Source organism: Methylobacterium goesingense (assembly GCF_022179225.1).
In the GTDB taxonomy this organism is placed as follows: Bacteria; Pseudomonadota; Alphaproteobacteria; order Rhizobiales; family Beijerinckiaceae; genus Methylobacterium; species Methylobacterium goesingense.
The window spans coordinates 1-25,111 of the sequence record NZ_BPQL01000065.1; the positions used below are offsets into that span (position 1 = coordinate 1).

Annotated in this window: 27 protein-coding genes and 1 pseudogene; 11 read left to right on the forward strand and 17 right to left on the reverse strand. The window is 70.8% G+C overall.

Going from position 1 to position 25,111, the window contains the following annotated elements; genetic code table 11:
* Both xdhB and xdhC read left to right on the forward strand, forming a co-directional pair.
* Positions 1 to 2,063 (forward strand): xanthine dehydrogenase molybdopterin binding subunit (gene xdhB / locus MFF30_RS12145; protein WP_238279682.1); only part of this gene is annotated, 2,063 nt, incomplete at its 5' end.
* On the forward strand, positions 2,060 to 2,911 hold the full coding sequence (gene xdhC, locus MFF30_RS12150; protein ID WP_238279683.1) for a xanthine dehydrogenase accessory protein XdhC: 852 nt from the start codon (positions 2,060 to 2,062) through the stop codon (positions 2,909 to 2,911). The genes xdhB and xdhC, both read left to right, overlap by 4 nt.
* Positions 2,912 to 2,993: 82 nt before the next feature.
* Here the strand turns inward: xdhC and MFF30_RS12155 are convergent, their stop codons facing one another.
* From MFF30_RS12155 to uraH, 3 genes are all read right to left on the reverse strand, one after another.
* Entirely contained in the window at positions 2,994 to 3,257 is a 264-nt protein-coding gene (locus MFF30_RS12155) for a hypothetical protein (protein ID WP_238279684.1), read from the reverse strand.
* A gap of 42 nt (positions 3,258 to 3,299) precedes the next feature.
* Positions 3,300 to 3,521 carry a hypothetical protein gene (locus tag MFF30_RS12160; RefSeq protein WP_238279685.1) on the reverse strand — a complete coding sequence of 74 codons (222 nt, stop codon included), beginning with the start codon at positions 3,519 to 3,521 and terminating at the stop codon, positions 3,300 to 3,302.
* A 119-nt stretch (positions 3,522 to 3,640) separates the two neighbouring features.
* Positions 3,641 to 4,462, reverse strand: a complete 822-nt coding sequence (uraH, locus tag MFF30_RS12165; RefSeq protein ID WP_238279686.1) for a hydroxyisourate hydrolase — start codon at positions 4,460 to 4,462, stop codon at positions 3,641 to 3,643.
* Between the two features lie 224 nt (positions 4,463 to 4,686).
* Here uraH and MFF30_RS12170 point away from each other — a divergent pair, with 224 nt between their 5' ends.
* Positions 4,687 to 5,100 (forward strand): hypothetical protein, encoded by a 414-nt coding sequence (locus tag MFF30_RS12170; protein WP_238279687.1) that lies wholly within the window; start codon positions 4,687 to 4,689, stop codon positions 5,098 to 5,100.
* Between the two features lie 7 nt (positions 5,101 to 5,107).
* Here MFF30_RS12170 and MFF30_RS12175 read toward each other — a convergent pair whose 3' ends face one another.
* Positions 5,108 to 7,084, reverse strand: a complete 1,977-nt coding sequence (locus MFF30_RS12175) for an alpha/beta hydrolase domain-containing protein (RefSeq protein WP_238279688.1) — start codon at positions 7,082 to 7,084, stop codon at positions 5,108 to 5,110.
* Between the two features lie 164 nt (positions 7,085 to 7,248).
* On the opposite strand from MFF30_RS12175, the gene MFF30_RS12180 reads away from it, so the two are divergent.
* The 3 genes from MFF30_RS12180 to MFF30_RS12190 all read left to right on the forward strand — a co-directional run bounded on the left by MFF30_RS12180 (position 7,249) and on the right by MFF30_RS12190 (position 9,584).
* A complete protein-coding gene (locus MFF30_RS12180; protein WP_373320890.1) occupies positions 7,249 to 8,634 on the forward strand; it encodes a nucleobase:cation symporter-2 family protein in 1,386 nt (461 codons plus the stop codon).
* 76 nt (positions 8,635 to 8,710) lie between these two features.
* Positions 8,711 to 8,950 (forward strand): tunnelling fold family protein, encoded by a 240-nt coding sequence (locus MFF30_RS12185; RefSeq protein ID WP_238279689.1) that lies wholly within the window; start codon positions 8,711 to 8,713, stop codon positions 8,948 to 8,950.
* A 385-nt stretch (positions 8,951 to 9,335) separates the two neighbouring features.
* On the forward strand, positions 9,336 to 9,584 hold the full coding sequence (locus tag MFF30_RS12190; protein ID WP_238279690.1) for a hypothetical protein: 249 nt from the start codon (positions 9,336 to 9,338) through the stop codon (positions 9,582 to 9,584).
* A 163-nt stretch (positions 9,585 to 9,747) separates the two neighbouring features.
* Here the strand turns inward: MFF30_RS12190 and MFF30_RS12195 are convergent, their stop codons facing one another.
* The 8 genes and pseudogenes from MFF30_RS12195 to MFF30_RS26190 all read right to left on the reverse strand — a co-directional run bounded on the left by MFF30_RS12195 (position 9,748) and on the right by MFF30_RS26190 (position 15,127).
* Entirely contained in the window at positions 9,748 to 10,227 is a 480-nt protein-coding gene (locus MFF30_RS12195) for a flavin reductase (RefSeq protein WP_238279722.1), read from the reverse strand.
* A 71-nt stretch (positions 10,228 to 10,298) separates the two neighbouring features.
* Positions 10,299 to 11,078, reverse strand: a complete 780-nt coding sequence (gene rutD / locus MFF30_RS12200; protein WP_238279691.1) for a pyrimidine utilization protein D — start codon at positions 11,076 to 11,078, stop codon at positions 10,299 to 10,301.
* A 10-nt stretch (positions 11,079 to 11,088) separates the two neighbouring features.
* Positions 11,089 to 11,478, reverse strand: a complete 390-nt coding sequence (gene rutC / locus MFF30_RS12205) for a pyrimidine utilization protein C (RefSeq protein WP_238279692.1) — start codon at positions 11,476 to 11,478, stop codon at positions 11,089 to 11,091.
* 79 nt (positions 11,479 to 11,557) lie between these two features.
* Positions 11,558 to 12,307 carry a pyrimidine utilization protein B gene (gene rutB, locus MFF30_RS12210; RefSeq protein ID WP_238279723.1) on the reverse strand — a complete coding sequence of 250 codons (750 nt, stop codon included), beginning with the start codon at positions 12,305 to 12,307 and terminating at the stop codon, positions 11,558 to 11,560.
* Complete coding sequence (rutA, locus tag MFF30_RS12215; protein WP_238279693.1) at positions 12,307 to 13,407, reverse strand: pyrimidine utilization protein A; 1,101 nt, start codon at positions 13,405 to 13,407, stop codon at positions 12,307 to 12,309. The genes rutB and rutA overlap by 1 nt, the downstream gene beginning before the upstream one ends.
* Positions 13,408 to 13,643: 236 nt before the next feature.
* Complete coding sequence (gene rutR, locus MFF30_RS12220; protein ID WP_238279694.1) at positions 13,644 to 14,297, reverse strand: HTH-type transcriptional regulator RutR; 654 nt, start codon at positions 14,295 to 14,297, stop codon at positions 13,644 to 13,646.
* Positions 14,298 to 14,386: 89 nt separating this feature from the next.
* Positions 14,387 to 14,560, reverse strand: a pseudogene (locus MFF30_RS12225) (allantoinase); the annotation flags it as partial.
* Positions 14,561 to 14,578: 18 nt separating this feature from the next.
* The gene (locus MFF30_RS26190; RefSeq protein ID WP_373320892.1) at positions 14,579 to 15,127 is read right to left on the reverse strand and encodes a hypothetical protein; all 549 of its coding nucleotides are present in this window, start codon (positions 15,125 to 15,127) and stop codon (positions 14,579 to 14,581) included.
* A 307-nt stretch (positions 15,128 to 15,434) separates the two neighbouring features.
* Here MFF30_RS26190 and MFF30_RS12230 point away from each other — a divergent pair, with 307 nt between their 5' ends.
* The 5 genes from MFF30_RS12230 to ureG all read left to right on the forward strand — a co-directional run bounded on the left by MFF30_RS12230 (position 15,435) and on the right by ureG (position 19,744).
* Entirely contained in the window at positions 15,435 to 16,055 is a 621-nt protein-coding gene (locus tag MFF30_RS12230; RefSeq protein ID WP_238279695.1) for an urease subunit gamma, read from the forward strand.
* Between the two features lie 4 nt (positions 16,056 to 16,059).
* Positions 16,060 to 17,787 (forward strand): urease subunit alpha, encoded by a 1,728-nt coding sequence (ureC, locus tag MFF30_RS12235; RefSeq protein ID WP_238279696.1) that lies wholly within the window; start codon positions 16,060 to 16,062, stop codon positions 17,785 to 17,787.
* Positions 17,788 to 17,850: 63 nt separating this feature from the next.
* Entirely contained in the window at positions 17,851 to 18,399 is a 549-nt protein-coding gene (locus MFF30_RS12240; protein WP_238279697.1) for an urease accessory protein UreE, read from the forward strand.
* Positions 18,396 to 19,070: an urease accessory protein UreF gene (locus tag MFF30_RS12245; protein ID WP_238279698.1), complete on the forward strand. Its 675-nt coding sequence runs from the start codon at positions 18,396 to 18,398 to the stop codon at positions 19,068 to 19,070. The genes MFF30_RS12240 and MFF30_RS12245 overlap by 4 nt, the downstream gene beginning before the upstream one ends.
* A 23-nt stretch (positions 19,071 to 19,093) precedes the next feature.
* A complete protein-coding gene (gene ureG / locus MFF30_RS12250; protein WP_238279699.1) occupies positions 19,094 to 19,744 on the forward strand; it encodes an urease accessory protein UreG in 651 nt (216 codons plus the stop codon).
* An 85-nt stretch (positions 19,745 to 19,829) separates the two neighbouring features.
* On the opposite strand, the gene MFF30_RS12255 is transcribed toward ureG, so the two are convergent.
* The 5 genes from MFF30_RS12255 to MFF30_RS12275 form a co-directional block, all read right to left on the reverse strand.
* Positions 19,830 to 21,515 (reverse strand): methyl-accepting chemotaxis protein, encoded by a 1,686-nt coding sequence (locus tag MFF30_RS12255; protein WP_238279700.1) that lies wholly within the window; start codon positions 21,513 to 21,515, stop codon positions 19,830 to 19,832.
* Between the two features lie 218 nt (positions 21,516 to 21,733).
* On the reverse strand, positions 21,734 to 22,474 hold the full coding sequence (locus MFF30_RS12260) for a molybdopterin-dependent oxidoreductase (RefSeq protein WP_238279701.1): 741 nt from the start codon (positions 22,472 to 22,474) through the stop codon (positions 21,734 to 21,736).
* Entirely contained in the window at positions 22,467 to 23,210 is a 744-nt protein-coding gene (locus MFF30_RS12265; RefSeq protein ID WP_238279702.1) for a cytochrome b/b6 domain-containing protein, read from the reverse strand. Before MFF30_RS12265 ends, MFF30_RS12260 begins: the two co-directional genes overlap by 8 nt.
* A gap of 11 nt (positions 23,211 to 23,221) precedes the next feature.
* Positions 23,222 to 23,809 carry a class I SAM-dependent methyltransferase gene (locus MFF30_RS12270; protein WP_238279703.1) on the reverse strand — a complete coding sequence of 196 codons (588 nt, stop codon included), beginning with the start codon at positions 23,807 to 23,809 and terminating at the stop codon, positions 23,222 to 23,224.
* Between the two features lie 12 nt (positions 23,810 to 23,821).
* Positions 23,822 to 25,084, reverse strand: a complete 1,263-nt coding sequence (locus MFF30_RS12275) for an acyl-CoA dehydrogenase family protein (protein ID WP_238279704.1) — start codon at positions 25,082 to 25,084, stop codon at positions 23,822 to 23,824.
* Between the last annotated feature and the right edge of the window lie 27 nt (positions 25,085 to 25,111).

Consider the following 25,111-nt stretch of genomic DNA (forward strand, 5'->3'; position numbering starts at 1 on the left):
AGCCGATGCTGGCCGAGGACACGGTGTCCTATCTCGGCCAGCCGATCTTCGCCGTGGCGGCCCTGACCCGCGATGCGGCGCGGCGCGCCGCCCGCCTCGCCGTCATCGCCTATGAGGACTTGGCCCCCGTCCTGACCTACCGTGAGGCACGGGCGGACGGAAAACTCGTCTGGCCGCCCATGACCCTGGCGCGGGGCGATGCCGACACGGTGCTGGCCGAGGCGCCGGGCATCGTGCGCGGCCGCATGGCCATCGGCGGTCAGGAGCACTTCTACCTCGAGGGCCAGATCGCGTTGGCGATCCCGGGGGAGGACGACGAGGTCACGGTCCACACCTCGACGCAGCACCCCTCCGAGGCCCAGGCGCTGGTGGCCAAGGTGCTCGGCACGGTGAACTCGGCGGTGACGGCCGAGGTGCGCCGGATGGGCGGCGGCTTCGGCGGCAAGGAGAGCCAGTCGAACCTGTTCGCCTGCGTGGCCGCGCTGGTCGCCAAGAAGACCGGCCGCGCCGCCAAGATCCGGCCCGACCGGGACGACGACATGGTCATCACTGGCAAGCGCCACGACTTCGAGGTGGACTACCTCGTGGGCCATACGTCCGACGGAAAGATCCTCGCCGTCGACATGCAGCTCGCTGCCCGCTGCGGCTGGGCCGCCGACCTGTCGGGGCCGGTCACCGACCGCGCCCTGTTCCACGCCGACAATTGCTACCATTACCCGGCGGTGCACCTGACCTCGCGGCCCTACCGCACCAACACCCAGTCCAACACCGCCTTCCGGGGCTTCGGCGGCCCTCAGGGCATGGTGGCGGCCGAGCGGGTGATCGAGGAGGTGGCTTATGCCTGCGGCCTCGACCCGCTGGAGGTTCGCAAGCGCAACTTCTACGGCACCGAGACCGACAACGTCACGCCCTACCACCAGACCATTTCCGACAATTGCATCCGGGACCTGGTGGCGAAACTGGAAGTGGATTGCGACTACGCGGCCCGGCGCGCGGCGCTGCACGCGGCGAATGAAACGAGCCCGGTGATCAAGCGCGGCATCGCGCTGACGCCGGTGAAATTCGGCATCTCCTTCACCTCCACCGCCTACAACCAGGCCGGCGCCCTGGTGCACATCTACAACGACGGCTCGGTCGGCCTGAACCACGGCGGCACCGAGATGGGCCAGGGGCTCTACGTCAAGGTGGCGCAGGTGGTGGCCGAGGAATTCCAGATCGACGCCGACCGCGTCCGCATCACCGCCACCACCACGGGCAAGGTGCCCAACACCTCCGCCACCGCCGCCTCCTCGGGGGCCGATCTCAACGGCATGGCGGCCCGCGCCGCGGCGCAAACCCTGAAGGGCCGCCTCGTCGCCTTCGCGGCGGAGGCCTGGAGCGTGGCACCCGAGACGGTTCTGTTCCTGCCCAACCGGGTGCGCGTGGGGAACCAGGAGATCGCCTGGGGCGAACTGATCCACAAGGCCTACCTCGCCCGCATCCAGCTCTCCGCCACGGGCTTCTACAAGACGCCCACCATTCACTGGGACCGGGACGCGGGCCGGGGCCATCCGTTCTACTATTTCGCCTACGGCGCGGCCTGCGTGCAGGCGGCGGTGGACACGCTCACCGGCGAGTACCGGATCGAGCGGGCCGACATCCTGCACGATTGCGGCCGTTCCCTGAACCCGGCCGTGGACCGGGGCCAGATCGAGGGCGGCTTCATCCAAGGGCTCGGCTGGCTCACCACGGAGGAATTGTGGTGGGACGGCGCGGGGCGTTTGCGCACCCATGCGCCCTCCACCTACAAGATCCCGGCCTGCGGCGACCGTCCGCGCATCTTCAACGTGGCGCTCTACGAGAACGAGAACCGCGAGGAGACGATCTACCGTTCCAAGGCGGTGGGCGAGCCGCCGCTGATGCTCGGCATCGCCGGCCTGCATGCGCTGTCGGACGCGGTGGCGAGTGTGGCCGGCCACCGGCACTGCCCCCGCCTCGACGCGCCGGCCACCCCGGAGCGTGTCCTCGACGCCGTCGACCGAATGCGGGCGCTCGCACACCACGCGCCATCCGCGCAGCCGTGAGCGGCGATCCGGCCGAGGCGCTGTCGGAAGTGCTGTCGGAGGCACTGGCCGCCGCCCTCGCGGCGGGCGAGCCGGCCGCCCTCGTTACCCTCTCGGAGGCACGGGGCTCGACGCCGCGGGAGGCCGGTGCTGCCATGCTGGTGATGCCGGAGCGAGTCGCCGGCACCATCGGGGGCGGCACCTGCGAGTGGGCGGGCATCGCGCGCGCCCGGGAACTCCTGGCGGCGGGCGAGGCCGAGGCTGAGGCCACCTTGCGCATGCCGCTCGGGCCCGAGACCGGGCAGTGCTGCGGCGGGCACGTGACCCTGGCGATCCACCGGGCCGATGCCCGCACCCTCGCGGCCCTGCGCGCCCGGGAGGCCGAGAGCGTGGCGCGGGCGCCCCTGGTGATGATCTACGGCGCCGGCCATGTCGGGCGCGCCCTGGCGGGCGCCCTCGACCCGCTGCCGTTCCGCACCCGGATCGTCGACGACCGGCCCGAGGAGATCGCGCGGGTCCCGGGCACCCGCGTCGCGCGCGTCGTCGGCTCGGCCAGGACGGCGGCCGAGACCGCGCCTCCGGGGGCCGCGCACGTGGTGCTGACGCACAGCCACGCCCTCGACAGCCTGATCTGCGCCGCCCTGCTGGAGGCCGGCACCTTCGCGTATCTCGGCCTGATCGGCTCGGCCACGAAGCGGGCGACGTTCCTCTCGGCCTTCCGGGAGATGGGCCTCGACGAGGCGGTGCTGGGCCGCCTCGTCTGCCCGATCGGAGGCCGCCAAATCGGGGGCCGCCAGTTGCGGGACAAGCGCCCCGCGATCATCGCCGCCCTGGTGGCTGCCGAACTGATCGGCGTCTTCGCCGGCTGATCCGGGTTCCGGTCGATGGCTTCGGTCGACGCGCGCGGGCGGGCCTCGATGGGTCAGCCTCCTCGCGGTCCGGTCCGTGCCGTCAGGGGCGCGGCGGCGGCGGGGTCACCGGCGCCTCGGGCGGGGGCACCGGCACGCCCTCCGCCGGGATGCCGCCGGCCGAGGGGGGCACCGGAATCGCGTCGCCGCTGCGGATCGCCTCCGCCTCGTTGCGGGCGCCGGCCCGGCCCTCGGTGCCGCCCGGCGCGGTGGCGCCCTCCATGCCGGCCGGTGCCCCGACGCTCTGCGCGAGGGCCGGGCCGGCCAAGCCGAGGGACAGGGCGAGGAAAATCGTCAGGCGGGTCATGTGTCGGGGCTCCGGGGACAGCGAGGGACGGAAGGGCTGGGATCAGCGGCGGTGGCGGCGGATCATCCGGTGGCGGGCCTTGTGCTTGTGCCGCAGGGCCGCGCGTCCGCGCAGTCCGCCCGGGGCGGTGACGCGCGGCTGGCCGGCGGGCGCGATCAGGCTGCCCTGGGCCCTGGGGGCCGGCGTGAGGGCGAACAGCCCGGCCGTGAGAAGGGCAGCGGCGAGGGCGCACCCTGCGAGGCGGCTGGCCGGAAACCGGTGCATCGAATCCTGTCCTCTCCCGGGCCGGATGCCCGGATCGTCGCTCAAATCGTCGCTCAATCCATGAGCAAAGAACGTGCCGGATCAGCCTGGAAACACACGGCTTTGACCGGGCGCGCGCCTCAGCTTCCCCGATAGGTCTGGTAGCTCCACGGGCTCGCCACCAGGGGCACGTGGTAATGCCCTTCCGGATCGGCGACGCCGAAGCGCAGGCTCACGATATCGAGGAAGGGCGGCTCGGGCAGCCCCGGATGCGTGGCCCGGAAATGGTCGCCGATCCGGAAGCGCAAGTCGTAGGGCGCGATCGGCACCGGGCGGCCGCCGACCAGGGGCGCGTCGGTGCGCCCGTCCGCGTTGGTCTCCGCCCGGGCGATCAGGACGGTCTCGGTGTCCGAGACCCACTCGTGGAGTTCCACCTCCACCCCCGGCGCCGGCCGCCCCGTGACGGTGTCGAGGACGTGGGTCGAGATCCGGCCCGTGGTGCGGGGCATCCCGGCACCCTCGACCAGGGCGCAGAGGCGGATCGCGGCGATGCGAAGGACCTCGTCCTGCGCGGTGGCGCGCTCGGTCTCCGGATCGGAGGCGAGGCGGGCCGCGCAGGCGCGCAGCAGCGCGGCGCGGCCGTGGCGCTGGACGCAGAGGATGAACGGAAACCCGAACCTGTCCGTGTAGGCCGCGGTCAGGGCCGCGAAGCGGGCGTGTTCCGCCTCCGACAGCCGGTCGAGCCCGGCGCATTCGGGCTGGTTGGTCAGGAGAGCACGGCGCTCGGCGTCCGGGGCGGCTTCCAGCGCCTCCCGCAGGGCGGCGAGCAGTCCCTCCACGGTGGCGAAGGGCCGGCGTGCGGCCGCCGCCTCGGCGACCCGGGGCGCGTGCGCGAACACTGCGCCGAGAGCGGCGACGAAATCTTTGCGGGCGGCCCGGTTCAGGTCGTCGAGACTCGGCATGGGGCAATCCTGGACACGGGCCGGAGCGGGACGGCTTTCGCGAGGCGCTTTGCAGGCAACGGGCCATGTCGGGGCCGGCCCGGCTCGCCAGGGACGCCGAAATGTGGTCTTGCCCGCGATCCCGCCCCGTCGGTCGACGCGTTCGCTCCCGGGGCTTCGCTGCTTGCGCCGGCGCGGGGTTTCATCGCAAACCGGCGGCGTCCGCGAAATCCGCTGAAGGCGCCATGATCCGCAAGACGCATCTCCCGCCCGACGCCACGCTGATCCAGGTCGCGGGCGAACTCGCCGAGCCCGAGGCGTACCTGCGCCGGCTGCTCGGCAACATGCGCTTCTGCCAGAAGCGGCACGGCGACGCCCTGGTGCGCATCGGCGTCACCGGCAAAGCGGGCCCCAAGGGGGGCGCGAAGGGGCTCAGCCCCTCCTACCGGATCGACTACCACGCCGACGGGGTCGTCACCGTGTTCAACGGCTTCGGCGGCACCTCGCACAGCGCCTTCACCGAGACCAACGTCCGCGAGACGAACTGGAGCCGCGGCCACGCCACGATCCAGGAGGTCCAGCGCCTCTACGACGACCTGCGCAAGGACGAACTGCACAAGGACGAACTGCACAAGGACGCCCCGCCGCGCGAGCCGTGATCCCGGGTCAGGGCCGCTCCTCGGCCGCGCGGGCCGCCGCCACGAGGCGCTCGGCATCTTCCCGCAGGAGCAGGCGCTCGGCCACCAGCCCGTCCGCCGCGCGCGCGACGGCCGCCGCGTGGTCGCCCCTGGCCGGGTAGCGCTCCGCCAGGGACGGGCGCGGGTCGCCCTTCGCCTCGCGCTCGGCACGGGTCTCGGCCAGGGGCAGCCGGCTGCCCTCCCGGTCGCAGAGTTCGCCCGCCGGGAAGGGCTCCGCGTAGAGGTTCCAGCCCGTCAGGGTCGCGCGCGGGGCGGCGACGTCCGGCAGGCGGATGCCCGCGACCTCGTTTCCGTCGCCGTCGACCTGCGGCACCAGGGGCCGGTATTGCGGGCCGCTCTCCGGACGCGGGTCGAGCGCGTTCGAGAAGCGCACCACGGCGTTGGGCGCGTCGGGCAGGCGCAGGCCCGGCATGTAGGGAAAGCCCATCTCGGCGGCGGGCACCAGTGTCCCGTCCGCCAGGCGCGGCACGCGGCTCGGCGGCGGCGCGGTGCCGTGCGCGACCCAGTCCTCCAGGGCGACGAGGAGCGCGCGCAGGGCCGGGGCCGGACTGAGGACGTTGCGCGGGTGGAGGCACGGCCCCCGCGTCGAGGTCAGGCCGGCGCGCCCGTAATGGAAACCGCCGGCGACGAGGTAGGCCCGGGCGGTCTCGGGCAGCGCCACGTCGGCCCGGCCGAGGGGGTCGGTGGTCAGGAGGGAGGCGCCCTTCTGCCAGTATTCCGTGCTGGTGTTGACCTCCATCAGCAGCGGGTCGAACCCGTCCCCGCGCAGGAGCGCGCCGGTCCGGCCCGTGACGGGGTCGTGCTGGGCGGCGGCCGAGAACGGGAAGGCGTTCTCGGGGTAGAGGTGATCCTCGTGCTGGGTGTTGGTGCGCGAGGGCTGGCCGAAGCGGGCGTTCAGGTAGACGCCGCCGATGCCGGAGATGTGCAGCAGCATCCCGTCGAAGACGCGGGCCCCCGCCTCGTCCTGGTTGAAGCCCTGGTGGACGAAATCGCGCAGGAAGCGCCCGCTCTGGGAGATGCCCAGGGCCACCGCGTGGCGGATCACCCCGCCCGCCGGGTTGCCGGCGGAGGCCGGCCCCCGCAGGGCCGCCACCACGTCGCGGGTGGCGGAAAAGCCGATGCCGAGCACCTTCGGGTTCGCTGCCGGATAGGTGAGCGTGTAGAGCGTGCCGGGCTCCGGCTTCACGCTGGCGGGCAGGAGGCGCAGTTCCCCTGGTCCCGCGAAGGTCCAGGCGCCGTCCGGAACGGTGCGGGGGGTGTCGGCCTCCCGGCGGCGCACCGTCAGGCGGGCCCCCGCCTTGTCGGTGGTCTGGGCCTTGAAGGTGAGGAAGAACGGCGCCTCGGGTGGGCCACGGGTGGCGCTGACGAGTTCGTCGCGCACGGTCTCGACGATGGGCGCCCCGTTCCGTGTCGCCACCGGCACGTCGATGGCCATGCCGCCCTGCTGGCGCAGGGCCTCCGCTTCCCAGCCCGACCAGACCACGGTGTCGCCCCGGCGCAGGACGAGGGCGGTGCCCGCATCCCCGGCGCTCTTTGGATCGTTCACCGCCTGGGCGGCCTGCGCGGGCGCGTCGAGGACCCAGTTGAACAGGAACTTGCGGCCCCGATTGACGACCTCGTAGAGCAGCGTGCCGCTGGCCCGGGCGGGGTCCTTCGGCCGCAGCAGGAAGACGTCGGTGCGGTATTCCACGCGGCCGGCGGCGTTGCGGGGCGCGAGCGCGATGTCGACGATGCCGGCGTTGCGCGGGTCGGCCGGATCGAGTTCGCCGCGCGCCACGCCGACGACGCGTTCGTAGGCGCCGGCCTCGCCGAAGCTCATGCCATCGGCGAAGGGCTCCACGGACTGGATCTCGAAGGCGGTGACCCGTGCCCATGCGGGTGGCGCGGCGATCCCCACGAAGAGGGCGCCCGATAGGACGCCCGAGAGGGCGGAGACCTTGCGCATGTGCGTGTCCTCGATGCCGTCAGCGTCTCGTTCCGCGCTGTTGGGCGGATCTTACACGCGGGACGGCCCCGGTCGAGCACGCGGCGCGGGCCCGCGGGTGGCACGTGGCTTGCGCACCGTCCGTCCACAGGAGCCGTCACGGCTCGCAGACGAGGGATCGACGCGTGGCCCACGGCTCCTCCCATCCGACGGCAGCCGCGCCGGTCGTCGAAGCTCCGCCGGTCGCAGAGGTTCCGCCGGTGGCGCTGGGTCTCCTCGGGCTCCAGCACGTGCTGGTCATGTATGCGGGCGCCGTGGCGGTGCCGCTCATCGTCGGGCGCGCCCTCGGGCTGCCGCCCGAGCAGGTGGCGATGCTGGTGAGTGCCGACCTGTTCGCCTGCGGCCTCGCCACCCTGATCCAGAGCTGGGGCCTGCCCGGCATCGGCATCCGCATGCCGGTGATGATGGGCGTGACCTTCGCGGCGGTGACGCCGATGATCGCCATGGGCACCAACCCGGCCCTCGGGCTCACGGGCATCTACGGCGCGGTCATCGTGGCCGGGCTGTTCGCCCTTTTCGTCGCGCCCCTGGTGGGCCGGCTGCTGCCGCTGTTCCCGCCCGTCGTCACCGGCACGGTGATCCTCGTCATCGGCATCTCGCTGATGCGGGTGGGCGTGAACTGGGCCGCGGGCGGGGTCGGCAACCCGCGCTACGGGGCGCTGCTCTACCTCGGCATCGCGCTGTTCGTCCTCCTGGTGATCCTGGCGCTGACCCGCTTCACGCGCGGCTTCGTGGCCTCGGCCTCGGTGCTGATCGGCATCGTCGCCGGCATGGCGGCGGCGGGCCTGCTCGGCCTCGTCGACCTGTCGCGGGTGGCCTCGGCCCCGTGGTTCGACGTGGTGCGCCCCTTCGCCTTCGGCGTGCCGAAGTTCGATCTCGTGGCCGGGCTCACCCTCTGCCTCGTCATGGTGGTGGTGATGATCGAATCCACCGGCATGTTCCTGGCGCTCGCCGAGATCACCGGCGAGACGGTGGATGAGCCTCGCTTGGTCCGGGGCCTGCGGGCGGACGGCCTCGGCACCGTGCTGGGCGGCGTGTTCAACACCTTCCCGTACACCTCGTTCTCGCAGAACATCGGTCTCGTCGGCGTCACCGGCGTACGCTCGCGCTGGGTCACGGTGGTGGGCGGCGGCGTGATGCTGGTCCTCGGCCTCATCCCGAAGCTCGCCGCCTTGGTGGAGGCCGTGCCGCCCTGCGTGCTCGGCGGCGCGGGCCTCGTCATGTTCGGCATGGTCGCGGCCACGGGCGCGCGCATCCTCGGCGCGGTGGATTTTTCCGGCAACCGCAACAACCTGTTCATCGTCGCGGTTTCGGTGGGCTTCGGGCTGATCCCCCTGGTCGCGCCGAACTTCTTCAAGCAGATGCCCGACGCCCTCCACCCCCTGCTCGAATCCGGCATCCTCCTCGCCGCCCTGTCGGCGCTGGCCCTGAACCTGTTCTTCAACGGTCTCGGCAGCCAAGCCGGCGCCCGCGCCGAGGCGGCCCGCCTCGCCCACGCCGCCGAGGCGTGAGACGCTCCGGTCTCCGCACGCGCGGACACGCATCAGGCCATTGACGACGACGCGCTAGGGCAAGGGTCGCGTCCGCGTGCTCCGCCTCGCCCGGGACTGCGACCGGCATGCCGTGCGCGAACCGACCCTGACGGTGCTGCTGGAGGGCGATTTCGCGGCGGCCTGGGCGGCGGGTGACAGCCGCCGGGTCGTGGCCACCGACAGCATCAAGGTGATCTGGGTTCCGGTTGATCGCTTCGGTCGGCCTGGTCGGAACGGGTCCCCTCTCCCGAAGGAGAGAGGACCCGCGCCAGAACTCAAACACTTCAGCCGGTAACCAATTGAGCGATCCGATTCCCGCCGCGGTGGCACGGCCATCGAGGCCGTCGGTGAATCTCGATCCAGGCCGTTCGCCGTCGCCGGTCCCGCGCGTCACTCGGGGCGTGCCGAAGCGCACGCGGCAGTCGAGAATTGTGCCAAGTCCAGCTCGCGACTGCCGAAACAACGAGCTGTCGGGTAAAATATTGAAATACAACAATATTTCGACTTATGACAATCGCGGCCTTGCAGCTTGGGCGGAGTTTCTCAAAGTCTGCCTATCCTTCATGCACGTTTCGCGAGCATATCCTGTTGTTTTACGCAGCAAAGGTGCTCATTTTTCAGGAACTCGAACGCTGCCTCTCGCGTCTTCGCGACAGCCGTTCAGATCCAGGACTTGAGCCATGATCCACCCCCGCCTCACCGCAGCCCTCGCACTCACCCTCGGCCTTTCGGCCTCGGGCGCCTTCGCCCAGAGCTACAATGCCCCCGCGGGCATCCCCGCCGCCGTGGCACCGGGCGGCCTCGAGGGTCAGGCCGCCGGCCGTAACCTGTCCGAGCTTCGCAACCGCGGCCAGTTCATCGTGCCGCAGGACGCGCGCGGCGAGATAAGCACGGGTTCGGTCCGTGCCCGCCACGGCGACCGCTTCTGAGGAAGGCCCGCGCCGGCAGGTCCGGTCGAGGCCCACCGGCCTCCCTCCGGGCACGTCGCGACGACGAAGGCCGGCGCTCCATTGCGAGCGCCGGCCTTCTTTATGTCCGATCCGATTCTGCCCGACTCGCGTGATGCCCGATCCGGTAGCGGTAGCACGCCCCTCAGGCCGCGGCCTCCCGTGGCGCGACGTGTGTGAGCGGCACGGCGTGATAGCCGCGTTCCGCGTAGACGAGACCCTGCCCGTCGCCCGGCGCGGCGAGGCCCACCACCGCACAGTAGAGCACATCGTGCGTGCCCACCGGGTGGCGGCCGACGATCCGGCAATCGAAGGCCGTGAGCGCGCCCTCGAGGACCGGCGCGCCCGTGACGATACGGGTCCAGCTGGCCGCCGCGAAGCGGGTCTCCATGGGCGTGCGTCCCCCAAAGGCCGCGGCGATGTCGGACTGGTCGGCCGCCAGGGTGTTGACGCAGAGGACGTCGCTGGCGCTCATCGCCGCGTAGGCCGAGGAGGTGCGGTTGATGCAGACGAGGAGCGTCGGCGGCCCGTCGCTGACGCTGCAGACCGCCGAGGCGGTGAAGCCGGCCCGGCCGCCCGGCCCGTCGGTGGTGACGAGGTGGACGGCGCTGGCGACCCGCGCCATCGCGCCCCGAAAGGCGCCGCCCTCCACGTATGGGGCCGAGTCTGCGCTCGGATCGGTTTCGCTCACGGCGGTCACTCCTGAGAATCGAGGAACGCCACGAGCGTCCGGTTGAAGGCCTCGGCGCGGGTCACGCTGTGGGCGTGGCCGCCGCTCGGAACCCGGTCGAGGCGGGCATTGGGCAGGCCCCGCGCCAGCACCTCCGAACACAGATAGGGCACCAGGACGTCGTCGTCCGCCGCCATCAGCAGGGTCTCGTGCGGAATGCCGGCGAGATCCGCGCTCATGTCGAAGGCTTCCAGCGCCGCGATCCGCGCCAGTACCGTGTCGCGCCCGGGGAACTGCGCCAGCGCGTGCGCCTCGTCATCGGCCACGCGCTCCGCGTTCTCGGACAGCCACGGCGCGGGATAGAGGAAGATCGCTTGCGCCCGGACATAGGCCTCGGCACTCACATCCAGAAGCACCTTGCGGGCGGAAAAGCAGCGCCTCGTCGCCGCGTCAGCCCGTGCCCAACCGTTGATCACCACGAGGCGGCCGACCCGCTCGGGATGGGTGCGGGCGAGTTCGAGCCCGATCAGCCCGCCCAGCGCATGCCCGACGATGTCGCAGCGGTCCGCGCCGCAGGCCTCCATCACCGCGAGGGCGTCGCGCGCCATCGCGGCGATGTCGTGGCCCGGCTCCAGAGGACCGGCCGAGCGCCCGGTGCCGCGATGGTCGTAGGTGACGACGCGAAAGCGCTCGGTGAGCGCCGCCATCTGCGGCGCGAAGTAGGCCGCCGATCCGCCGAGGCCCGGCGAGAGCAGGATCGTGCGATCGCCGGAGCCTTGCACGGCATGGTGGAGCGGGCGCGCCATCCGCGCCGCCTCAGGGCCGGCCGACATGGGCGACCGAGGCGATCTCCACCAGGGCGTCGGGCTTCACGAGGCCGCACTGGATACAGTAGCGCGCCGGCTTCTCGCCGGGGAAGTACTCCGCATAGACGCCGTTGATGGCACTGTAGTCGGCCCAGTCCTTGAGGAAGATGTGGTTGAAGGTGACGTCGTCCATGGTGCCGCCGGCGGCGGTGACCACGCCCTTGATCGTCTCCAGCACGTGCCGGGTCTGGGCGGCGGCGTCGCCCACGTGGACGACATTCGCTTGCCCGTCGAGGGGCAGCGTGCCGGAGACGTAGAGCACGCCGTCCGCGAGGGTGCCGGGCACGTAGGGCGCCAGCGGCTTGCCGGTGCCGGGGGGGATGATCACGGTCTTGGGCATGTCCTTCTCCGTGCTCCTGGAAAGTGGGCTTGGCGGTTTCGTGGCGGGGTGCGTTCCCATCGAGAGGCCGGGGCTCGACCTATTCCGCTGCCGTGCGGGCGCCGTCCGCCCCGAGGGTCGCCTCGAAGGCGGCCACATCCGAGACCCAGCCGAAGAAGGTCTCGATGTTGGCAAGCGCCCCCGCCTGCAGGGCCGGCGGGCCGGCCTGGTGGGTGGCGTCGGCCAGCACGATGCCGAAATATTCGAGGAAGAAGCCGTCGCGCAGGGTCGATTCCACGCAGACGTTGGTGGCGATGCCGGTGAAGACCAGGGTGCGGATGCCGGCCGCGCGCAGCAGGCTGTCGAGCTGGGTGTTGTAGAAGCCGCTGTAGCGCGGCTTGCCCAGCACGATGTCGCCCGGCTCCGGCTTGAGGGCGTCGACCAGGGCGTAGTCCCAGGTGCCCCGGGCGAGGAGGCGCTCGTTCATGCCGGGCCGGGCCCGCATGGTCTTGAGGGCGTTCGACTTGTGCCAGTTCGGCGAGCCCGGGCCCCCGGCCTCGACGTAATCGGGGTCCCAGCCGTTCTGGAACCAGACGATCCGGATCCCCGCCGCCCGAGCCGCGCGCACCGCCCGGGCGATCTGCGCCACCACCGGCCCCGTGCCGGAGACGTCGAAACCAGCGAGATCGAGGTAGCCTCCCGGCGTGGTGTAGGCGTTCTGCATGTCGACGACGATGAGCGCGGTGGCGGATGCGTCGAAGGCGATGGGCTCGGGCCGGGCCGCCAGGGTGAGGCCGCCCTGGCGGCCCTGGGGGTCGGTGTAGCCGGCGGGTTTGGCGACAGGGTCCATCACGCCACCTTCGCCATCGGCTCGGAGCCCGCCGCGATGTGCGCGCGGCTCGTCATCAGGGGTTGGATGCGGGTGCCGTAGGCGTCGAGGCCCTTGAGGAAGTCGTCGAACACCAGGAGCACGCCCTCCGTGCCCGGCACCGTCGCGACCTCGTCGAGCATGCGCGCCACCTCGGCGTAGGAACCGACGAGCGTGCCCATGTTGATGTTCACGGCCGAAGTCGGGTCGACCATCTGGCGCACGTTGGTGTCGGCCCCCGACTTCGTATCGGCGGCGCCCTGGACCCCGAGCCAGGCGATGGCCTCCTGGTCGGCGCCGGCCTTGTAGTGCTCCCAGGTGGCGCGGGCGGCCTCGTCGGTCTCGTCGGCGATGATCATGAAGAGCACGTAGGAGGAGACGTCGCGGCCCGTCGCGGCCTTGGCCGCCTCCAGGCGCTCCACCGTGGGGGCAAAGGCCGTGGGGGTGTTGACGCCCTTGCCGAAGCAGAAATTGTAGTCGGCGTACTTCGCCGTGAAGTCCATGCCGGCGCTGGACTGACCGGCGCAGATGATCTTCATGTCTGCCTGCGGGCGCGGGCTGAGGCGGCAATCCTCCATCTGGAAGAATTCGCCCTTGCGGTCGCAAGTCCCCGTCTCCCACAGGTCACGCAGCACCTGCGCGTATTCCGAGAGGTACTCGTACCGGCGGGAGAAGTACTCGTCCCCGGGCCACAGGCCCATCTGCGAATATTCCGGCCGCTGCCAGCCGGTAACGAGGTTGAGGCCGAAGCGCCCGTTCGAGATCGAGTCGATGGTCGCGGCCATCCGCGCCGTGATGGCGGGGGGCATGCACAGGGTCGCGGCCGTGGCGAACAGCTTGATCCGGCTGGTGACGGCGGCCAGCCCAGCCATCAGCGTGAAGGATTCGAGGTTATGGTCCCAGAACTCGGTCTTGCCGCCGAAGCCCCGCAGCTTGATCATCGAGAGGGCGAAGTCGAGGCCGTAGCCCTCGGCCTTGAGCACCACCTGCTTGTTCAGCTCGAAGCTCGGCAAGTATTGCGGCGCGTTCTCCGACAGGAGCCAGCCGTTGTTTCCGATCGGGATGAAGACGCCGACATTCATGGCAACCTCGCGCGCGGGAACGAAATTTGGACAAAGGCAGGTTCTGGTCCGGATGGACCGGCTCTGGACGGGCCGAACCGGCCTGACCTCCATGAGTGGAAAGCATTCGGACTAAATGGTCAAACTATGAGTTCGGAATTTTGACCGTTTGCACAAACTCTCTCCGGTTTGCCCGTCCGATGGGCGCCCGCTGCCCGGACCGGCGGCGGACAATCGGGCCTCGGCGCCATCCGGCCTCAGCGCAGGCCGAGGCCGGCCAGGATCAGACCTTGCGTGCTGGCGACGGTCCGCTCGAAGAAGTCCGGATCGTCGAGGCCGCATCCGCTGACGGCGTCCACCTGCACGGCGAAATCCGCGTAATGCTGGGTGATGGCCCAGATCGCGAAGATGAGGTGATGGGGATCGTGGTCGCCGATCCGGCCTTGTGCGATCCAGTCCTGGATGATCGCCGCTTTGGCTTCCACGAGGGCCCGCAGGGGGCCTTCGAGCTCCGGGCGCAGCAGCGGCGCGCCCTGGACGATCTCGAGGCAGAACAACCGCGAGGCCTGGGGGGCGTCGCGCGACAGGGTGAGCTTGGCGCGGATGTAGCCCCGGAAGGCCTCGGCCGGCTCGCTGTCGGCGTCGAGCGACTGGAGCGGATCGAGCCAGACCGCGAGCACCCGGCGCAGGACCGCGACGTAGAGCGCCTCCTTGGCGGGGAAGTAGTAGAGCAGATTGGTCTTCGAGAGCCCTGCCCGCTCCGCGATCCCCTCGACGCTGGCCCCGTGCAGCCCGAGGCTCGAGAAGACCGCGAGCCCCGCATCGAGGATGGCTTCCCGCCGCGCCTCCCCGTCCTTGCGGCGGCGGCGGGCGGGCGGGGCATCGGCGGCGTCCGTGCGGATCTCTCTCATGGAGCCCATTGAACCGTCGAACGGCGCCCCTTGGCCACCCCTCGCCCCGACAATGGCGGTGCATCGTCCCGCGCTGTCGCGCGTCAGGCTGCCGGGTGGTGCCGGATGCAGGGCTCGGCGATGTCGATGCGCCGCGCCACCCAGACGCGGTCGTGGGCGGCGATATCGTCAACGAAGCGGACCAGGGCGCCGATCCGTCCCGGCCGGCCGACCAGGCGGCAATGCAGACCCATCAACATCATCTTGGGCGCCTCGGCGCCCTGCCCGTCACTCGGATATCGTCACGAATAGATCGCCGGAAGTGAATCCCGAAGGAAATCGAGGCTCAGGAGCGTGCCGTCGTGGACTTCATAGGGCGCAGGTCCGGATCGAGCTGCGAAGGCCTTCGCGATGATGGCGTTGGGAACGACGATGCATGGAGCAACCAGTCCGTCTCGGATGACGGCCAAGCACGCCTGGCGCTCCTTCTCAAAGTCGCCATCCAGACCGATGCGATCGCCGATGAAGCCTATTCTCTCGCTCCGCTCGCAGAGATCCTTCAGGAGTGCGACGACATCGGGGTCATGAATCTTTGCCCAGAAGGAGTCTTTCTTTCCTTGCAGGTATTCTGATCCTTGAAGCCAGAAAAACAACCACCCTGCGGTCGCGCGGTCCATCGTCGGTTGTTGGATGAGCCATGGTAGGAAATCGTGTTTGTCGCCGCGATAAGCAAGGGCCGCTATCGCTGCTTCGTGCCAGATCGCGGGATCATTCCGCGATTTTACCCATTCGACATCTGCCGCATCCGACATTTCCAATTCTGTCGGCAAGCTCTTGGAATCGGGCATCATCACAGTCCTCGGCGCGGCTGTTCGTACAACAAGAACGAGCGCATGATTGTCCTTGGCAGCCTGGGATTGAAAAATCCTTTATCGCCTCGGCTGTTCTTCGACCTCGCGTCGTATTGAGTGCCGTGACCGGCAAGTTCGGAACCTCCCGCCACAAGCTGGCCCCGCGCCGTGAGGGGGCTCGGATGACGGAGCGTGTCCCGCTTGCAAAAGGGGCATCGCCGCTTGCATGCGTTGCGCGCACGGTCCTTGCCTTGAGGCCTGGCGTGTTCAAGTCTCCGCTCGATCGTTCAACACCCGAGGTTCCACCGTGCTCCTGACCCCACGCGAAAAGGACAAGCTCCTCCTCGCCATGGCCGCGCAGGTGGCCCGCAACCGGCTCGCCCGCGGGGTGAAGCTGAACTACCCGGAGGCGGTGGCGCTGATCAGCGACTTCGTGGTCGAGGGGGCGCGGGACGGGCGCTCGGTCTCGGAGCTGATGCAGGCGGGCGGGCACGTGCTCACCGCCGAGCAGTGCATGGACGGCATCCCCGAGATGATCCACGACATCCAGGTCGAGGCGACGTTTCCCGACGGCACCAAGCTCGTCACCGTGCACCACCCGATCCGGGGCGCGGCCTCGGCGGAGGTGCCCGGCACCGTGACCACGCTGCCCGGCGAGATCGTCTTCAACGAAGGCGCGCCCCGCACCCTGCTGAGCGTGTCCAACGTCGGCGACCGCCCGATCCAGGTCGGCTCGCACTACCACTTCTACGAGGTCAATCCCGGCCTGACCTTCGAGCGCGAGAAGGCCCGCGGCCAGCGCCTCGACATCGCCCCCGGCACGGCGGTGCGCTTCGAGCCCGGCGTGACCCGCGAGGTGGTGCTGGTGCCGCTGGGCGGAGGCCGCACCGTCTACGGGTTCCGCGGCGACGTGATGGGAGCGCTCTGAGACCATGGCCAACATGCCCCCCCGCGCCGCCCTGCCCCGGGCCGCCTATGCCGACATGTTCGGCCCTACCACCGGCGACCGCATCCGGCTCGCCGACACGTCCCTCGTCATCGAGGTCGAGCGCGACCACACCACCTACGGCGAGGAGGTGAAGTTCGGCGGCGGCAAGGTCATCCGCGACGGCATGGGGCAGTCCCAGGTCACCAATCAGGACGGCGCGGTCGACACCGTCATCACCAACGCGGTGGTCCTCGACCACTGGGGCGTGGTGAAGTGCGACGTCGCCATCGTGAAGGGCCGCATCGCCAAACTCGGCAAGGCCGGCAACCCGGACATCCAGCCGGGCGTCGACATCGTGGTCGGGCCCGGCACGGAAGTGATCGCCGGGGAGGGCAAGATCCTCACGGCCGGCGGGTTCGACAGCCACATCCACTACATCTGCCCGCAGCAGATCGACGAGGCCCTGTGCTCCGGGATCACCACCATGCTGGGCGGCGGCACCGGCCCGGCCCACGGCACCTTCGCCACCACCTGCACCCCCGGGCCCTGGCATCTGGCCCGGATGATCGAGGCGGCGGAAGCGTTCCCCATGAACCTCGCCTTCGCGGGCAAGGGCAACGCCGCGCGGCCCGAGAGCCTCGTGGAGATGATCCGGGCCGGGGCCTGTGCCCTCAAGCTGCACGAGGATTGGGGCACCACCCCGGCCGCGATTGACACCTGCCTGACGGTGGCCGACCTCCACGACGTGCAGGTGATGATCCATTCCGACACCCTCAACGAATCCGGCTTCGTCGAGGACACGATCAAGGCCTTCGCGGGCCGCACCATCCACGCCTTCCACACCGAGGGGGCGGGCGGCGGCCACGCGCCGGACATCATCAAGGTCGCGGGGTTGTCCAACGTCCTTCCGTCGTCGACCAACCCGACGCGGCCCTACACGAAGAACACCATCGACGAGCATCTCGACATGCTGATGGTGTGCCACCACCTCGACCCGGCGATTCCCGAGGATCTCGCCTTCGCCGAGAGCCGCATCCGCCGCGAGACCATCGCGGCCGAGGACATCCTGCACGACATCGGCGCCCTCTCGATGATGTCCTCGGACAGCCAGGCCATGGGCCGGGTCGGCGAGGTCATCATCCGCACGTGGCAGACGGCCGACAAGATGAAGCGCCAGCGCGGGGCGCTCCCCGGCGACGCCTCGGGCAACGACAACCTGCGCGCCCGCCGCTACATCGCGAAATACACCATCAACCCGGCGATCGCGCACGGCGTCTCGGCCCATATCGGCTCGGTCGAGCCGGGCAAGCTCGCCGACCTCGTGCTGTGGACGCCCGCCTTCTTCGGGGTGAAGCCCGACCTCGTGATCAAGGGCGGCGCCATCGCGACGGCGCCCATGGGCGACCCCAACGCCTCGATCCCGACGCCCCAGCCGGTGCATTACCGCCCGATGTTCGGGGCCTACGGCCGGGTGCCCTTCGCCACCGCCCTCACCTTCGTCTCGAAGGCCGCCATCGAGGACGGGCTCGGCGAGCGCCTCGGGCTCCAGAAGCGCCTCGTCGCCGTCGAGAACGTGCGCGGCGGCATTTCGAAGAAGAGCATGATCCTCAACGACGCCACCCCGAACATCGAGGTCGACCCCGAGACCTACGACGTCCGCGCCGATGGCGAACTCCTCGTCTGCGAGCCCGCCGACGTCCTGCCGATGGCGCAGCGGTATTTTCTGTTCTGAGGTCGGCTTGCTTTGCGTCCACGCTCGGCGGCACGAGGCTGAGCGCCAACCGGTTTTTCGTTCATGATCCGCGCCACCCACGTCCTGCGCCGCGACGCCCTCGTCGGCGAGATCGTCGACCGCATCGTCCTCGACCACGGCGACCGGCACCGCCGGCGCATGGCGATGCGCGCCGCGGGCGGCCTGGCGTTCCTCCTCGACCTGCCCGAGCCGACCGTGCTCGACGACGGCGACGCCTTGGTGCTGCAGGATGGGCGCCTCGTCTGGGTCGAGGCCGCGCCGGAGCGGCTGCTGGCGATCCGCGCGCCCGACGACCATGCCCTCAAGCGTCTGATCTGGCACATCGGCAACCGGCACATCCCGGCCGAGATCGGGGCAGACGCGGTCTACATCGCTTTCGACCACGTGCTGGCCGAAATGGTGCGGGGTCTCGGCGGCAGTGCCGAGGCGGTGGAGCGCCCGTTCCGTCCCGAGGGCGGCGCCTATGCGGGCGAGGCCGCGGGCCACCACCATCACGGCCATGCCCACCATGACCATGACCATGACCACCCGCACCCCCACGACGATCACCACCACGACCATCCGCACGCCCATGCATCCGCACGCCCATGATTGAGGCCCTGCGCCTGATGGCGTGGCTGTCGCCGGGCTATCCGGTGGGGGCCTATGCCTACTCGCACGGGCTCGAGGCGGCGGTGGATTCCGGCGAGGTCGGCGACGAGGCCTCCCTGACGGAATGGCTCGTCGATGTGCTCGCGCACGGCTCGGGTCGCAACGACCTGATCCTCCTGGCCCACGCCCACGCGGCGGCGCGCGCCGGGGATGCGCGGGCGCTGGTCGACCTCAACGACCTCGCCCTGGCGTTGGCGCCCTCGCGCGAACTCCATCTGGAGACGAGCCAGCAGGGCCGCAGCTTCCTCGACGCCACGACGGCGGCCTGGGGGACGCCCGATCTCGAGCGTCCGGCAGCCGCCCTCGACGGCGCGGTGGCCTACCCGGTTGCGGTCGGCCTCGCGGCCGGCGCGCACCGCATGGCGCTCCCCCCCGTGCTCGCCGGCTTCGGTCTCGCCTTCCTGCAGAACCTCGTCTCGGCGGCCCTGCGCTGCGCGCCCATCGGCCAGAGCGCGGGCACCCGGATCATCGCCGCCCTGACGCCGCGGGTGACGGCGCTCTCCGCCACGATCCCGGCGCTGAGCCTCGACGATCTCGGCAGCGCCACCCTGAACCTCGATCTCGGCTCGTTTCGGCACGAGACCCAGTATTCCCGCATCTTCCGCTCCTGAGGATCTGTCTTGAGGACCCTGCCATGATCTCCGCCAACGGCCCCTCCCCCAACGGCCCGCTCCGCGTCGGCATCGGTGGCCCCGTCGGCTCCGGCAAGACCGCCCTGATGGAGCAGCTCTGCAAGCGCTTTCGCGATACCTACGAGATCTGCGCGATCACCAACGACATCTACACCAAGGAGGACGCGCGCCTCCTCACCGTGGCGGGTGCGCTCCCCGAGGAGCGGATCATGGGCGTCGAGACGGGGGGGTGCCCGCACACGGCGATCCGCGAGGACGCCTCGATCAACCTCGCGGCGGTGGCGGAGATGCGCCGGCGCTTCCCCAAGCTCGACCTCATCCTGATCGAATCCGGCGGCGACAACCTCGCCGCGACCTTCTCGCCCGAACTCGCCGACCTCACCCTCTACGTCATCGACGTGGCGGGGGGCGAGAAGATCCCCCGCAAGGGGGGGCCGGGCATCACCCGCTCGGACCTCCTCATCGTCAACAAGACCGATCTCGCGCCGCTCGTCGGCGCCGATCTCGGCATCATGGAATCCGACACCAAGCGCATGCGCGGCGCGCGGCCCTACGTGTTCGCGTCGCTCCGCGACGGCCACGGGGCCGATGCCATCGCGCGCTTCGTGGTCGAGGCCGGGGGCCTCGGCCAGGGGTCTGAAGCAGGGGCCTGAACGCGCCGCCAGCCGTGGAGTTCGCGACGACGAAGGGCCCGGCATCGCGCCGGGCCCTTTCTCTTTCGGTCGGTGGCGTGCGCCCTCAGGCGGCGCGCACGGTGGCGAGGAAGCGCTGGACCTCGGCGCTGAGGTGTTCGGACTGGCGCGACAGCTCGGAGGCGGCGCCCAGCACCTGGGCGGCGGCGGCACCGGTCTCCTCGGCCGCGCCCGCCACGCCCGCGATGTTGCTCGTGACCGCCCCCGTGCCCATCGCCGCCTGGGCCACGTTGCGCACGATCTCCTGGGTGGCGGCGCCCTGTTCCTCGACGGCCGCCGAGATCGAGGTGGCGACACCGCTGATTTCCTGGATGCGCGCCGCGATCCCGCCGATCGCCTGCACCGCCTGGGTCGTCGAGCCCTGGATCTGGGCGATGTGCCCGCCGATCTCCTCTGTGGCCCGCGCCGTCTGGTTGGCGAGTTCCTTGACCTCGGCCGCCACCACCGCGAAGCCCCGGCCGGCTTCCCCGGCGCGCGCCGCCTCGATGGTGGCGTTCAGCGCCAGGAGGTTGGTCTGGCCCGCGATCGAGGTGATCATCGTCACCACGTCGCCGATGCGGGCCACCGCCGTGTTGAGGTTCTGCACGAAGGTGGCGGTCTGGGCGGCCTCGGCGACGGCAGTTTGGGCCATGGCGGCCGAACTGCCGACCTGGCGGCCGATCTCGAGAACCGACGAGCCGAGCTCCTCGGCCGCCGCCGCCACGGTGTTGACGTTCGAGGCGGCCTCCTCGGCCGCCGCCGCGACGCTGGTGGACTGGTTGGCGGTCTGGGTGGCGGTGCCGGCCATGCTCTGGGCGGTGGCCTGCAACTCGGTGGCCGAACTCGTCACCATGGTGATGATTCCGCCCACCGCGCCCTCGAAGCTGTCGGCCATGGCCCGCGTGGCCGCCTTGCGCTGCGCCTCGGCGCCCGCCCGGGCGAGCACGGTCTCCTCTTCCAGTTTGCGGGTCTGGATCATGGTGTCCCGGAACACGCTCACGGCGGCGGCCATGTCGCCGATCTCGTCGCGGCGGGTCCGGGACGGGATGTCCACGGCGGTGTCGCCGCCAGCCAGCCGACCCATGGTGCGGGTCATGCGCTCGATCGGACGGGCCACGCCGAACAGGCTGAAGAGCATCGCGCCGAGGGCCGCCACCACCGAGATCGCCATCGCGACCCAGGCCATGAGCCCGGCCGAGGCGGCACTGGCCAAGCTCAGCGCGGTGCTGCGCTGGGCGCCCTCCCGGTTGAAGTCGACGGTCCGCTGCAGGGCCCGGATGGCGCCGTTGTTCAGGTCGGCCATCTCGGCGCTGGTGGTGAGCGCCAGGGCGTCGACGGTCCGGCCCGCCTTCATGAGCTCGATGACCCTCTGCTGGCCTTCGGCGTAGCGCGCCCACAGGGGCGTGAAGCTGTCGTAGATCGCCTTCTCCTCGGCCGAGCTGATCAGCGGCTCGTAGGTCCGGCGTAGCCCGTCGAGGGCGTCGAGGGCCTTCTTCAGGCCCGCCTCGTTCTCCGCCAGCGCCTGCGGCGTCTCGGAGGCGACGACGAAGCGGTACAGCTTCACGCGCACGTCGCGCGTCGCCGTGCTGATCGTGTTCACGACGTTGACGGAGGGGAGCCAGTTGGTCGCGACCTCGGTCACCTCGCGCTCGATCGCCCGGAGCGTCACGACGTTGACCACGCTCTGCCCCGCCGCAGCGACCCCGAGCAGGGTTATCGAACCAATCAGGATGGATTTCAGAGAAACGCGCATCGTTGTGGGACCGTCCGGATATGTCTTCCGGGCGGAGATGAAACAACCGCATGCTTAATATGACGTTATCGGATTAGCCAGAATCGTGGCGATGACTGGCAGATTACGCTTCCGCCAGTCGATGCCGTTGGGTCGATTACGTACATTGCGACGCCTTCCACGCTGGTCGGGGATCGCTATTCGGATCGGTAGCGTGCGGTTACAGCCGCCGAAAACGCTCAGATGCCCGCGTACCAGGGGAAGCCGAGCTCGGCGACCATGCTGCCACGGCCCTTGCCGAGGCCGTCGACCCGCTCCACCGCCTCGATGGCGCTGATGTATTTCAGGCTCTTGTAGCCGAGCTGGCGCTCGACCCGCAGGCGCACCGGCGCCCCGTGCGCCACCGGCAGGGCGCCGCCGTTCATGCCGTAGGCGAGGATGGTCTGGGGGTGGAGGGCGTCGAACAGATCGTAGCTGTCCCACCAGCCGTCGACGCTGCGCACCACGACGAAGCGCGCCTCCGGCTTCAAGCCGACATGGGTGAGGAGATGGGCCAGCGGCACGCCGGTCCAGCCGCCGATGGCCGACCAGCCCTGCTCGCAGGAATGGAGGGTGATCTGGGTGCGGGCCGGCATCGCCTTCAGCTCGGCCAGCGAGAAGGCGGCCGGGCGCGCCACGAGACCGCTGACCGGGAGCTTCCAGTCGGAGAAGCCCAGCGCCTTCGAGCGCTGGTAGTCGGGATTGTCGGGATCGGTGGTGTTGATGGTCGGGAAGACGGCCGAGATGGCGTCCGATCCGAACTCGCGCACCAGGGGCTGGTGGCGCTGGAGCCAGCGCTGGACCGCGAAGGTCAGACCGTTGCTCCAGTCGTACGGGGAGGCGAGCCGCGACAGGGCCGGCGCCTCGCAGCCGCCGAGGAGGCCGGCGCCGATCAGGCTGCCCGAGCCGGTGAGGAGGCGGCGGCGCGAGAGGTCACGCATCGGGAGACTCCGTGAGGCGATCTCGGGGGGCGCGGGTCGTCCGGGCGGGCTCCGGGGGAACGCGGAAGCGGCCGGTGATCATCGACCGCATCAGGTTACCGGCCCCGCCCACGAAGACCTGGAGCACGTGGACGACGAGGAAGAGCACGAGCAGGCAGGCCGTGAGGAAATGCAGGGTGCGGGCCGATTGCCGGCCGCCGAACAGGGTGAAGAGCTCCGGATAGGCCGCGGTCACCCCCGGCGACATGGTGAGCCCGGTGAGCACCATGAGGGGGAACAGCCCGAACAGCACCGCCAGATAGGCGAATTTCTGCAGGGCGTTGTAGCGCAAGGCTTCGCGCCCGCGCGCGGGCTTCAGGCGGGCATGGTCGGCGATCTCGCGGGCGAGGTGGTGCGGGGCGAGCTGGTCGCGGTCCGGCACGAGGTCGCGGGCGAAGTGGCCGCCCACGAAGGCGACGATGAGATAGACGATCCCGTTGAGGACGAGCACCCAGGCGGACAGGAAGTGCAGGTTGCGGCCCCAGCCCGTCTGCTCGAGGTTGACCGGCAGAGGCAGGTCGAGGGCGGCCGGCGCCCCGTTGGCCCCGGTCTCGCCCCAGAACAGGCGCGGCAGGGCCAGCAGGATCGCGATGCCGCTGACGACCAGGGCGAGGAACGCGACCGCGTTGAGCCAATGGGTCACGCGCACCCAGGCGGCGTGCCGGTGAACCAGGGAGGGGTCCGGATCCTCTGCCATCGGGGGCCGGCTCACGCGAGGGCCCGCAGCACGTCGAGGCGGTAGCCCTCGGTGCGGCTCTGCCGGACGGGTGCGAGGCGGTCCCGAGTCAGATCGATCAGCCCCTCGACCGCCGCGTCGGCGCTCAGGGGGAAGTCCGTCTCCCCGAGCCAATGCACGAGGACGACCTCGCCCCCCGGGTTCAGCGCTGCCACGAGGCGGTCGGCGATGCGGGCGAGATCTTCGGGCGTGAAGAAGTACAGCACCTCCGAGAGCACCACGAGGTCGAACCGGCCGGGGGGCCACTCGGCCGGCACCGCAGCGCGCTGGAAGACGACGTGGGGTTGCGTGGCGCAGCGGGCGCGGGCGGCGTCCAGGGCGGTCTCGGCCACGTCGAGGGCGAGCAGGGCCGTGCAGCGCGCGGCCAGCCGGTGGGTCAGCACGCCGATGGAGCACCCGACCTCCAGGGCCTGCTGGTATGTCTCCCGCTCCAGCGCCGCCAGGGTGGCGTCGTACTTCGCGTGCTCGTAGGCGCTGGTGGTGAAGTCCCACGGATCGGGGTTCGCGGCGTAGAGTCCGGTGAAGTAGTCCGGCGGCAGCGTGTGCGTGGAGCGGGTCATGGAGGTCTACGCCTACAGAGCGGCCGGAGCCTCGTCAGGAATAGGCACACCGGCGGGGTTGCGCCAGAGCATGTCGGCCGGCCGCGCTTCCGCAAGGACATGGGCCGCCGCGCTGGTCAGGGCCCGGTCGGGCCCGGGCTGACGCAGATAGGTGGCCAGATCCCGCGCCAGGCGCTCCAGGGGATGGGGGCTGAGGAAGCCCGCCAGCCCCACGGAGCGCTGGGCCCGCTCGAGCACGTCGAGCCCGGCCCGCTCCACAGCGAGGCGGGTGAGGTTGACGTAGGCGATCACCTGGTCGGGCTCCGCCTCCGGGTCGGCGGCCAGCCGCGCCGCGTGGCCGACGAAGAGGCGCGCACCCTCCACCGCGATCGCGGCCTCGCCGAGGCGGGCCGCCTGATGCGGGTCGCCGCCCCGCCCGGTGGCCCGGAGATGCGTCCGCAGGGCGTCGAACACCGCCTCGATGCCGCCGAGCTGCACGGCGGCGAAGCGCCAGGCACCACCGGAGAAGTGCGGCTCGGCAAAGTAGTCATCGGGGCCGCCGACGAAGCTGCCGGGGCCCGCGGGCAGGCCGGTGAAGTCGAGGATGCCCGAGGTCGAGGCGCGCATGCCCTGGGGCCGCCAGCCGGACAGGTCGGCGCGGGTACCGGGTTCCAGGTCCACCACCAGCATCTGCTGGCGCCCGTCCGGCCGGCGCGCGGTGACGAGGGGCCGGGTCACCGCCCCGGCCCCGGAGGCGAAGGACTTCACCCCCGCCAGGGTCCAGGATTCACCCGCTGGATCGAGGCTAGGGCCGCCGGCTTTCTCAAGGTTGAGGCCCCCGGTTTTCTCAAGGCTGAGGCCGCCGGTTTTCTCAAGGCTGAGGCCGCCGGCCTGGGGCTGCGTGTTCCAGACGCCGAACAGGTGTCCGGCGCGGGCATCCGCGGCCAGGCGCTCGGCTACCGCCGGCTCGGCGTAGCGGAATACCAGGGCGAGGGCATTGACGTGCCCCTCATAGAGCCGGCCGAGGGCCAGGCTGCCGCGTCCGATCTGAGCGAGGAGATCGGCCAGGACCGGCGCCCGATGGGGCGCATCGAGGCCGGCCCCGCCGAGTGCAACCGGCAGCGGCGCAGTGAGCAGGCCCGCCGCATGGGCGTCGGCGACATCCTCGGCCGGAAACCCGCCGTCCCGATCGAGACCGTCGGCCCGCTCGGCGGCGCGGCGGGAGACTGCGCGCGCGGCGACCGCGATCCGAGCCGGGCCGGTGTCGATGCAGTTCTGCGGAAGGGCATTCATCATCGGAAGATGGATCACGGGCGCGCGACG